General features: G+C 63.2%; 8 protein-coding genes and 2 pseudogenes. 7 read left to right on the top strand and 3 right to left on the bottom strand.

Annotated elements, in window-relative coordinates:
- The first annotated feature begins 114 nt into the window (after positions 1-114).
- Both BN1233_RS30230 and BN1233_RS30225 read left to right on the top strand, forming a co-directional pair.
- Entirely contained in the window at positions 115-1,380 is a 1,266-nt protein-coding gene (locus tag BN1233_RS30230) for a GNAT family N-acetyltransferase (protein WP_046867381.1), read from the top strand.
- On the top strand, positions 1,377-2,600 hold the full coding sequence (locus tag BN1233_RS30225) for an FAD-dependent monooxygenase (protein WP_046867380.1): 1,224 nt from the start codon (positions 1,377-1,379) through the stop codon (positions 2,598-2,600). Before BN1233_RS30230 ends, BN1233_RS30225 begins: the two co-directional genes overlap by 4 nt.
- A 56-nt stretch (positions 2,601-2,656) precedes the next feature.
- On the opposite strand, the gene BN1233_RS30220 is transcribed toward BN1233_RS30225, so the two are convergent.
- Positions 2,657-3,457: an enoyl-CoA hydratase/isomerase family protein gene (locus BN1233_RS30220; RefSeq protein WP_046867379.1), complete on the bottom strand. Its 801-nt coding sequence runs from the start codon at positions 3,455-3,457 to the stop codon at positions 2,657-2,659.
- A gap of 593 nt (positions 3,458-4,050) precedes the next feature.
- On the opposite strand from BN1233_RS30220, the gene BN1233_RS30215 reads away from it, so the two are divergent.
- Entirely contained in the window at positions 4,051-4,380 is a 330-nt protein-coding gene (locus tag BN1233_RS30215; RefSeq protein ID WP_046867378.1) for a hypothetical protein, read from the top strand.
- 100 nt (positions 4,381-4,480) lie between these two features.
- Here the strand turns inward: BN1233_RS30215 and BN1233_RS30210 are convergent, their stop codons facing one another.
- Positions 4,481-6,403 carry a DEAD/DEAH box helicase gene (locus tag BN1233_RS30210; RefSeq protein ID WP_046867377.1) on the bottom strand — a complete coding sequence of 641 codons (1,923 nt, stop codon included), beginning with the start codon at positions 6,401-6,403 and terminating at the stop codon, positions 4,481-4,483.
- A gap of 218 nt (positions 6,404-6,621) precedes the next feature.
- Here BN1233_RS30210 and BN1233_RS30205 point away from each other — a divergent pair, with 218 nt between their 5' ends.
- Both BN1233_RS30205 and BN1233_RS30200 read left to right on the top strand, forming a co-directional pair.
- Positions 6,622-7,188 carry a PRC-barrel domain-containing protein gene (locus BN1233_RS30205; protein ID WP_082145736.1) on the top strand — a complete coding sequence of 189 codons (567 nt, stop codon included), beginning with the start codon at positions 6,622-6,624 and terminating at the stop codon, positions 7,186-7,188.
- Between the two features lie 132 nt (positions 7,189-7,320).
- Complete coding sequence (locus BN1233_RS30200) at positions 7,321-7,650, top strand: hypothetical protein (RefSeq protein ID WP_046867376.1); 330 nt, start codon at positions 7,321-7,323, stop codon at positions 7,648-7,650.
- A 193-nt stretch (positions 7,651-7,843) separates the two neighbouring features.
- Here BN1233_RS30200 and BN1233_RS30195 read toward each other — a convergent pair whose 3' ends face one another.
- Entirely contained in the window at positions 7,844-9,049 is a 1,206-nt protein-coding gene (locus BN1233_RS30195; RefSeq protein WP_046867375.1) for an MFS transporter, read from the bottom strand.
- A 306-nt stretch (positions 9,050-9,355) separates the two neighbouring features.
- Here BN1233_RS30195 and BN1233_RS50835 point away from each other — a divergent pair.
- Both BN1233_RS50835 and BN1233_RS49985 read left to right on the top strand, forming a co-directional pair.
- Positions 9,356-10,000: pseudogene (locus BN1233_RS50835) on the top strand (SLC13 family permease).
- Positions 10,001-10,063: 63 nt separating this feature from the next.
- A pseudogene (locus BN1233_RS49985) lies at positions 10,064-10,591 on the top strand (SLC13 family permease); the annotation flags it as partial.
- Between the last annotated feature and the right edge of the window lie 47 nt (positions 10,592-10,638).

Raw genomic sequence — 10,638 nt, 5'->3', positions numbered from 1 at the left:
CTCGCAGGGCACTCCGCGTGACTGAATACCCTACGAGTCTCATCTCTCTTACCTATCAGTTTCCAGCAACCCGTCCTCAGGACGCAATATTGGATTGTCTCTCGCACAGCAACGATGCCAGCAATAGCCGAGAATAGCTTCCGAGAGCGGTGCTCTCCGAGCGAGAATGTCCTCCCGATCCTTGGCTCAGCGACTGGGTCACTGTCGTTCGATGTTGTGGAGAGGGAGAAAGACCTTCACGCACTCGAGGTCGGCTGGAACTCGATAGTCCTGCAGCAGAAGAGCAAGCTCTCGGAACAGAGCTTTGCAAGAGCACTGGCAGCGTGGGAGACGGTCTGCCGGCCGGAGGGGCGCAAGCTCTTCATCATCGTCGGACGAGTTCGTGAGAGGGTCGTTCTGATTTTGCCGCTCTCAGTCCAGGCGCTCGGCCCAATGCGAATAGCGCGGGGCCTGGGGCCAGAATTCTACGAATACTGTGACATGCTGGTAAGCCCAGAGGTAGGACATGAGGCATGGGTCGCAGACGCATGGGAACTTGCGGCTTCGCAGTTCGACATCCTCCGGTTTCCCGCCATTCGTACAACGGCTCATCTGTGGCGGCATGTGGAGAAAGCCCGAGCGGCTCGATGGGATCTGATATCTGTGCCTTATGTGAATTGCCGTGAGTGGACGAATTGGGACGATTATCTTCGGTCGCGTTCATCAGGCTTCCGACAGGATCACAGGAGATCTATCAAGAGGCTCGAAAAGGAGGGGCATCTGCAGCGGGTCGTTGTGGACGAGAGCCGCCGCTTGTCCGAATCTCTGAATTGGATAATCGACCGGAAACTCGCTTGGCTCGCTTGCAGCGGGAAAGAAACTGCAACCCTCGCCTCAAAGAGAGAGTTCTATTTGGCTCACTGCCGCATGAGACTCGATGCGGGAGAACTTGTTCTTATTGAACTGCTGGTGAACGATCAGCGAGTCGCGGCTCAGTTCGGATTCTGCACAGGAGGGCGCCTCGATTGCGAAATGATCGCCTGGGATGATGCCTGGAAAGAATTCGGGCCTGGGAGAGTGCTGGCCGTCGAGACCATTCGCTGGGCGTTCGAGAATTCGTGCGAAATCGTCGAACTCGGAGTATTCGGTAGCGAATTCAAATCCCGGTTTACCGATGAGGCTGCTGCTGCAGGATTTCACGTCTTTGTCGCATCCGGGCTTGGTGGGCGCATCCTGCTGGAAGGACGAGAGCTCACACGAGTCCTGAAGGGTAGCTTCGATCGAGCAACGGCAAATCTCTGGAAGACTTGTCTGAAATCCTTTGCTTGCCTCGAGAGGGCTCGAGTGGATGGCTGGTCCAGGGTTGCTGTGAATAAGACGTCAGCAGGAGATGCTTCGTGAAGGTTGCATGTGTTGGGGCAGGACCGGCCAGCCTGTACCTTGCCATTTTGCTGAAGCGCAACGATCCGCAAAATGAGGTCACGATCTTCGAGCAGAACCGCTCGGGCGTAGCCGACGGGTGGGGTGTCGTATTTTGGGATGATCTCGTCAGGGAACTGCACGAGAATGATCCTGAGACTGCCGCGGCGATTGTCGATCAATCATACCGCTGGGTCGATCAGTTGCTCGATATCGCGGGCCAGCCGAAGGTTCGCGTCCGATCAACCGGCTTCAGCATCCGCCGCCATAGTCTCCTGAACATTCTCGTCGCACGGGCGGTGGAACTCGGAGTGAAGGTTCAGTTCGAGCGCGAGATTGTGGATTCTAGAGAGTTGCACGACGTGGATTTGATCGTCGCGGCGGATGGGGCCGGCAGCCGATTGCGGCGACTCCATGCAGATCGGTACAAGACGACAATCTCGATCGGACGCAACAAATACGTGTGGCTCGGAGCGACAAAGGTTTTCGATTCGTTCAACTTCGGCTTCGCAAAGACCAAGGCTGGGTGGATCTGGTTTCATGCCTATGGCTGCGATGGAGAGACGAGCACCTTTATCGTCGAGTGTTCGCCGGAAACGTGGTCTGGTCTCGGCTTCGACACATTAGGCATGCAGGATAGTCTTTCCCTGCTGGAGAAAATCTTCACCCAACAGCTGAGCGGCGGCCGATTGATCAGTCGAAGCTCCGAGGCGTCTAGCCTACCCTGGCTCAACTTTCGGACAGTCAGAAACCAGACCTGGTATGCGCATAACGTCGTGCTCGTCGGAGATGCCGCACACACGACACATTTCTCTATCGGATCGGGCACGCGTCTAGCGATGCAGGACGCCATGGCTCTGGCCTCTCACCTGCGAAACTCGGCCGACGTCGCAATAGGGCTCGAGGCATATCAAAGAGATCGACGGCACGCCTTGTCGCTCCCGCAGAGAGAGGCGTATTTCAGTGCTCGGTGGTTCGAGAATGTCGACCGTTATATCGGTTTCGAAGCCGCGCATTTCTTCGCGTTGATGCAGAGCCGCCGCTCGCCATGGCTCGCCCGCATGCCACCGCTCGTCTATCATCGACTCAGCAAGGCGACCTCGGCACCTCGCAAGTTGCTGCGCCAAGTGCGTCGATCCAAAACTCTCCTGCAGTACTATAGAGGGGAGGAGACTCACGTAGGAGGCCGAGAGTATCCTTGATGCCTTCAACAGGCGAGCTTTCAAGACCGGCTAGGCTTCTCCGCGCTGCCAACTCGTCAGCTCGCGGATCTCTTCGCGAACACGTCGAGGCTCGCCGCGAAGGTGTCGGATGAGGCCGAGGCGATGAATTGGTCGGTGTCCAGCGCCAGGGCCGTGCCGCTCGCCTTCACCATGGTGGCGAGGGCTCGTTTCGCCATGCGCAGCGGCGCGACCGGCTGCTCTGATACCTCGGATGCGAAACTCAGGGCGGCGTTGCAGGCCTCGCCGTCTTCCACTGCGCGTTCGACCAGGCCGGCCTGCCGTGCCTGCGTGGCATCGAGCCGCTCACCCGCGAGCACGAGCCGCCGCGCAGCCTGAATGCCGATGGCGGCCGCGAGATGCGCGAGAGACCCCCACCCCATGCTGAGCCCGACGCCGACCTCGGGCGCGCCGAAGATCGCTCCCCGGCCGGCAACCCGGAAATCGGCTGCCGCTGCAAGCGCGAGGCCACCGCCGAGACACGGCCCCTCGATCGCCGCGACGGTCACAGGTGCGAGATTGGCCACCGCATCCAGAAGCCGCCGTCCGGTGTCGGCGAGCGCGCGGCGCCCGTCCAGGCCGCCTTCCGCCATTCTTCGCGTCTCGTCCGATCGAAGATCGAGGCCGGCGCTGAACGCATCCGGTCGTCCGGTCACGATGATGGCACCCATCTGGGCGTCGTCATCGAAGAGGCGGCACGCCGTGATGAGATCCCGCATGAGAGGAACCGAAAGCGGATTTACACGGGCAGTGGCCGTAAACCGAATGAGCGCGATCCGGCCGCGGCGCTCGACCGTGACTCCGCCCGAGCTTCCGATACTGACTGTGCTGTCGCTCATATCCGTCCTCCCCGACTGATCTCCACTGTTGCCAGTGAAATCTCAAACAGACGCTTCGTCCAGACATAGACGTGCGGCATGCCCGGATGGGACACGATGTGGAACCAGTGAACGCGCTGACTTGCTCGTAATCGTGGAGGTCTTCGGCGCCACGGCCTCCATGCCGGTCCGACACTCGGCTTCGTCTCGGGCTGTTCATGAAAAGAGCCTCGCGACCGGGAGGTTGGGCACGAGGCTCTGTGGCGCTTGGTCGGGCAAGAAGCAAGCACCATGGCGGCAACTCCGAAACACGCCGAAGGTTCCGTGGGATAGCATAGGCCATGCCGCTTCCTCGGCTGCGCTCTGCTCGGTGTGATTTCATTAACTACAATTCGAGTCGAAATTGCCTGAATTCGCTCGTGCAGCGTTTCCCCACCGTGACACGGAGCGGGCAGTTCCATGACCATCCTCGATCCGAAAACCGGCCAGACCATCACGATCGACACGTCATCCAAGCCACGGCGCTGATCTGTGCCTCGGGTGCAATTGCCCGTTCCATGTGGCTTCGAACTGTCGTTCGGAGTGCTGCCCATCGATTCCAAGGAGAATGACCGATGCGATACGCTATCGCTGGACTGATATGTTTCGCATGCTCGTCACTTGCCACGCACGCTTACGCCCAAGTCCGGCCGGAAGTAGAGGCCTGCCGGGTATCGGGCCTTGCAGCACTGAAGGAGGAATCACCCTCGATTGAGAATTTGACTTTCGATATCGACGGCCTCTCGATTGCCAAGGCCGATACGAAGGTCGAGGATACCCCGATCAAGATGGTGATCATGGGCGAGGCCAATCTTCAGCGCGTCAAGAACGCCAAGCCCAACCGGTTCGTCTGCCTCATTGGCGAGAAGGGCAAGGTTGTCCTGACATTCTTTACCGAACGATAGACACCGGGATCGATCGGGTTTCATACGAAGTCGAGATCTTCGCTGCAAAGCAGGCCTCGCACCGTGTTGCCGGGGCCTGCCGACCCGCAACAAACCGATATCACTTCGCGACCAAACCGGCCTGGAGCCGCAACAATGCCGACTGGCGGCGCCGCGATGCGGCCGGGTCGGCATAGCGGGGATCGCCGTTCAGAAGATCGAGGTGGTCCGCCAGCCGGTTGCGCTCAAGCCAGGCCAAGGCCGCCTCGAGTTCGACCAGGGACATCTCGGCTCGTCCCTTGTTGCCGAAGACGCGCTTCAGAACCGCGTTATAGCGATGGTAGAGGCCTTGGCCGGCTCGCGGCACCTGCAGCCCTGCCTCGTCCTCCACGGCCTGCGCTGCGATCGCTGCCCGGATCTGCGCCCGCAATCGTCGCTCGGTCGCGGATGGAGGTTCCGCCGCATCCGACGGCGCAGTGGTCTCGTGCTCCGGACGGGCCCGCGCGAATGCGGAGCCAGGATTCAGCGTGGCGTAACGCAGCCCCAGAGCGTTGCTCTCCAGCGGCGTGATCCCGCGTCCCTCGCCCTCATCCCGGTGCTCCGCCAGGTACTGGGCAAGCCAGAGCGGCATCTCCGCCCGTCCCTTGCGCTTATGGCTCCACACGAGCGTGCCCTGCTCGGTTTCGATGCTCAGGCGAAACCGTGCAAACAGAGGATCGTCCGGGTGGAACACCAGGGCGCTCTGGCTCTCATAGGCGCCTGCATGCGGATCCACGCGGGTGGCCCGGGCAATCATCTGCTCCAGCCATGGGCGGCTACGGATATGAGTGAGCGCCGCCACCACAGCGACCTCCGGCGCATCGAGCCCTTCGTAGGCCATTGCGACCGTAACGAGGATCGCGGGGTCCGCCGCAAGCCGGAATGCCGCCAGCGCCTCGGGCGCGTCACGCGCGTCGGAGGTCGCGAGCCGGACATCGCGCTCGCCCTGCAGGCGCGGCATCCAGCTCCGCAACGTCTCGCAGTAGCGCCGGGCGTTACGCTGGTCGGGAGCGACGACGAGCAGCTTGCCGAGACCCTGTGCCGTTTCACCCGGCGCCAGACCCCGTTCCAATCGGCGCCGGGTGCGAAGGTCGCGCGTCGCCCGGAACGCCTCTTGGAGCAGTTCGCGGGCAAAGCCCGTGCGGAGCGCCGTGAACAGGGCAGGGCGGGTCGTCTTCGTGGGAAAAGGCCCGGCCAGGCGGTGAGGTCCGAGGCGGACCTGTTCGGTGGCCGTCAGGCCGCCCTGCAGCCAGCTTGCCTCGCCGTCGAGTGCGCCGAAGGTGACGGGCAGAACGGCTCGCTCGGCCATCGCTTGCGCGCGGGAATAGCCGATAATCGCCCAGCCGGGCGCATCGAGATCCACCTCGCAAGCGCCGGACGCAGGGTTTGTCCGATAGGGGAGCCACAGGATGTGCTGCCCGTCGGCGCGTTCGAGCGTGCCGGACAGGAGCAGGCGCAAGGAGGCAGCCTTGAGGAGCGGGAGCAGGGCGCGGCTCCAGGACGAAGCATCATCGCCAGCGGGGCCGCCCGAGCCGGTATCCGTCGGCGGCACTCTCTCGTGTTCCGCGAGAGCCGGCAGGTGGTGGACTTCGTCGACCACGAGCAGGGTGCGGTGGCGGCGGATCGCTTCGAGGTGCAACTGGGGCGCGGCGGCGATCGCCTGATAGGTCGTGATGTAGCCCGCCAGTCCTCGACTCGGGTCCGGCTCGTTATCAGCGGCGCGCACGGACAGGCCGTGGCCCAATGCGGCACGCCAGGACGGATCGGCGAAGGCCTCCTCGGCTTGGAGGCGGAGGCTGTCCCGCGGCACGACCCAGCAGATGCGCTCGATATGGCGAGCTTCGATCAGGCGCGCGGCGGCGATCACGGGAAGGAGCGACTTGCCCCCACCCGGCGTCACGGCAGCGAGAAGATCGGTGACACCCGTGGCCTCGCCCGTCGCGATCGCGGCGACGAGATTCGCAAGGGCGCGCTGGTGCGTGCGCAAAGGCCTCCGGTGGGACATCGGCCGATCCGGGCATCCTTGGGCAAATCACCCGCAGCATGCGGTATTCGGAACGAAGTGTGAACCTCGGCGACCGGGTCACTTCGGACAGGAGATGCGCGTGGGGGACCGTCTGCCCGTGATGGCCCGCGACAGCAGGAAACGAGATTGCATTCCTTCGCGGGACGTGTGCCAATGAGCGTTGGGGGCTCCCATCTCGCAAGGACGGGAGGACACTCGTGAGAACCTATTACGTTTTCCGATCCGGCAGTTCGCCTGATCTGCGCGGGTTCGCCGACGCCGCTTCGGGTGAGAAGCTGCCAGCGGACGATGGGCCCTGGACGCTGGAACGGACGATCTCCCCGGACGAGGAATGGACCCTGGGCATCAGCCGGGCGGTCGTGGCAGCCGGCATCCTGGAGAACGGCTTCTACCTCTGGGGGCCGGTCAATCGCCCGGCCGCACCGAAACCCATCATCGAAAGCGACCGTGTCGAGGGGACGGCGGTGTACGATCCGGAGGGAAACCAGATCGGCAACATCAAGCGCCTCCTGATCGAGAAGGTCAGCGGCCGCGTGATCTACGTGGATGTCACGTTCGGTGGCTTTCTCGGGATCGGAGTCCATCACCATACAATCCCATGGGAGAAGCTCGCCTATGACCGGGAGTTCGGTGGCTATCGCACCGATATCACGGAAGAGCAGCTCAAACGGGCTCCGAGCTTCTATGGAGACAACCAGATCTGGCCTGATCGCACCCGAGAGCAAGCGGTGAAGGATTACTGGAACGCCCTGCCAAGGATGTAGTTGCCTGACGGGCTGTCACTCTCGAGCGGAAGGCATCGCAAAGGCCAAGAAGCTTCGGGACGCGTGCGTTATCGTGGAACTTGCAGCCCCACTCGCTCTTATGGGCAGAGGATTTCCAGCGATCGGTGATATATGTCGCCCAGTCAGCCTCCTATCGTCGAATGGCCTGCAGAATTCAATCACCTGATCAAAGGAATGCAGGTCGCGCACGGCAAGGACGATCACAGATATTGTCGCATCGACGTCGACGTGGATCGTGAACTGCTGCTCCATCTCAATGAATTCGAAGCACACGCCCGCCATCGCCGGGTCCGGCTCAGGCCCGCAGAGGATCCCGAGTGCCTAGTCGGTGAGATGAACCCGCTCGTCGGCCTCGGCGCAGCATCCGATCCGGACCGGCACGTCGGGAAGGTGCGCATCAGCTTCCACGATCTTCAGAAAGACGATTGCGTGTCCCATTAGGTCGAGTGAGCCGGTTGGATCGGAGGATCGCCTTACTCTGGTGAGCCGGGCTCCTGGTGGCGATCCATGCAACACATGGCAGGAGCGCTGCGTCGTGCACTGTCAAGAGCGGCGTCGGTCGTGCCTTCGAGAATTTTGCAGTGCTCCGGACAGCGTCTTGATCGGACACCACGCCCACCACCGACGTAGAGCCTCAAGACCTTTGCGCATCGGTAGGCAACCTGAGCGTGAGTGTTACCGGCACTGCAAGGACACACAGAGCTGCCATCGCGAGGAATCCCTCGGGTCCAAGCCTGCCGTAGAGGGGGCCGGACGCGAGAGTCAGGAGAACCGAGGACAGGCCGGCACCGAGCGTGCCGTAGACCGTGAGGGCCGTTGCCGCGAGGCCGCTCGGCACGATCTCGCTCAAGAGCCGCATGCAGGCGAGGTGCAGGAACGCGAAGGTGAGGCCGTGCAGCGGCTGGATCAGCATCAGGGCCGGCACCCATGCGGTCTGGGACATGACGATCCAACGCAATGCCCCGGCTCCCGCGCAAAGGGCGGCTGCGTGCGCTGGCCCGATCCGGTCCAGCAGCCTCGGGCCGATGAGAAAGAAAATCACGACCTCGGCTGCCACCGACTCAGACCAGAGCAGGCTGATCAGTTCGGGGCCGATGCCAGCTTCCCTCCAGCGGATGACCGCGAAGCCGTCGTGCATCGCGTGGCTGCCGAAGACGAGCGCGGCGACGATGATCACTCGGCGATAAAGAGGGATTGCGAGCAGCCGCCATAGGCCGTGTGTGCTCTCGGCAGGATCGCTCGGAGACGAGGCCTCCTGGCCAGCCGGTAAGCTCTGCTCCGGCACGCGGAATGCGAACAGGCAAGCGACCGCGAACAGGGCCGCTTGGAGCACCAGAATCGACGTCAGGCCGAATTGCCCAATCACCTGCCCGGAGACGAGCGAGCCGAGGATGAATGCCGCCGAGCCGGCACCGCGGACCCAACCATAGTCGAAGGCACGGCGTCCGGTCGCATCGCGCTGTTCCGATGCGCCGAGCGCCAGAGCGTCGGCCACGGGCGCCAGCGGAGCCAGCGCGATCGCCGAGACGAGGCCAGTCAAGAGGAGCGGCCAGAAGCCCCGTGCGGTTAGATAGCCGAGGGCGACGAGCGCCGCCCCCGCGAGGCTGAGCGCGAGGATGGTGCGGCTGGCATCGAGCCTGTCCGCGACCTGCCCGGCCACCGGCGCCGCCACGAGGCGGACCGCCGTGCCCGCCGCGAGCACCACTCCGATCGCCTCGGGCTCGAGCCCGCGGGCGCTCAGAAAGGACGGAAAGAAAGGCGAGTTAACCCCGAACCCGCCATACAGGAAGGCGAACAGGAGGATGAACCTCGCCAGAGACCTATCGAGGAGAGGGCGCATCGGCCGATATCCAGGGCCGGAACTTGATCGCCTCCGGCGCAACTTCCCAACGCACGGAGCCGGACGGGCGATCCGTACCGCTGGCCCTCTCACCTCGACGGTGCCACGACACCGGCTGCCCCGGCGCCTGCCATGTCCAGCCGGGTTCCGGCCCGTCGTGGTCAGTGATCTCGGGCGACTTGCGGCCGGGATCGCGAGCCCCGGACGGATTGAGCTTTGCGTGGAAACTGATCTCTGCGTGCCGTGGCTGGGCTTCCGAGCGACGGCGGTCGCGACGCTTACGCCGGAAAGCGTTATTTCGGGCGAATGACGACCGACCTCACCATCGTCCTGTCGCTGCTTGGCGCTGCCGTCCTGATGTTCACTCTCAACCGACCGCGCATGGACGCTGTCGCGCTGATGATGATGGTCGCACTGCAGCTCACCGGTGTGATCACTGTCGACGAGGCACTGGCCGGCCTCAGCGATTCCAATATCGTGCTGATCGCGGTTCTGTTCGTGATCGGCGACAGTCTCGTGCGGCCGGGTATCGCCCAGCGGCTGGGCGACCGCTTGGCCTCTCGCGCCGGGCGCAACGAGGCTTGGCTGATCGTCCTCCTGATGGTCATGGTCGCCGGCATCGGCTCGGTGACGAGCTCGACCGGCGTCGTCGCCATTTTCATTCCGATCGTCTTGTGAGTTGCACGAAAGACCGGGATTGCCCCGGGTCCTCCTATGATGCCGCTCAGCGTCGCGGGATTGCTGAGCGGAATGATGACTCTGATCGGGACGGCCCCGAATCTCGTCGCGCACGGCGAACTCGTTCGGCGCGGGTACCAGGGCTTTTCGTTCTTCAGCTTCACGCCGCTCGGGATTCCTCTGCTGGTTCTGGCGATCGGCTACGTGCTGATGGCGCGTCCCTGGCTTGCGAGGGCGAGCGTCGCGCCTGCGGCGGCGGGAAGGCAGCCGTGACTCGGACAATGGATTGAGGAATACGCACCGGCGAGGCGGGTCGTTCCGAATGACCTGGCGGCCTTGATCGGCTGCCTTCTCATAGGCCTCTTCTGCTGCGTCGACCTGGAGAGCGCATACCATTCGATCCACTGGCCGACAATCGTGTCGATTGTTGGAATGCTGCCGTTCGCGGCAGCATTGCAGAAAAGCGGTGGTGTCGATCTCGCTGCTCATGCGCTCGTTGGCGTCATTGGTGACGTGAGCCCGCGCATCGCGCTTGCCGGAATCTTTGCGGTAACCGCACTGCTCGGACTATTCATCTCGAACACCGCGACCGCCGTGCTCATGGCTCCGATTGCCCTGACGGTCGGAGAGACGATGGGCGCCTCGCCCCGCCCCTTCGCGATGACAGTCGCGCTCGCCGCTTCCGCAGCCTTCATGATACCGGTTTCGTCGCCGGTGAGCACTCTCGTCACGGGTCCCGGCAACTATACGTTTTTCGATTTCGCCCGCATCGGGGTGCCCTTCACGCTCGTCGCGCTGGTCGTGACCGTCACTCTGGTGCCGTGGATTCTGCCGCCGGAGCGACCCGTGCCCTCCAGGCCTCCCTGGAGCCGCTCGCAGCAGGTTCGCCTCGATCGAGTGCGCGAACAGCG

It is taken from the genome of Microvirga massiliensis, from assembly GCF_001006805.1.
Classification (GTDB): domain Bacteria; phylum Pseudomonadota; class Alphaproteobacteria; order Rhizobiales; family Beijerinckiaceae; genus Microvirga; species Microvirga massiliensis.
This window is presented reverse-complemented; position numbering and strand designations above follow the sequence as displayed.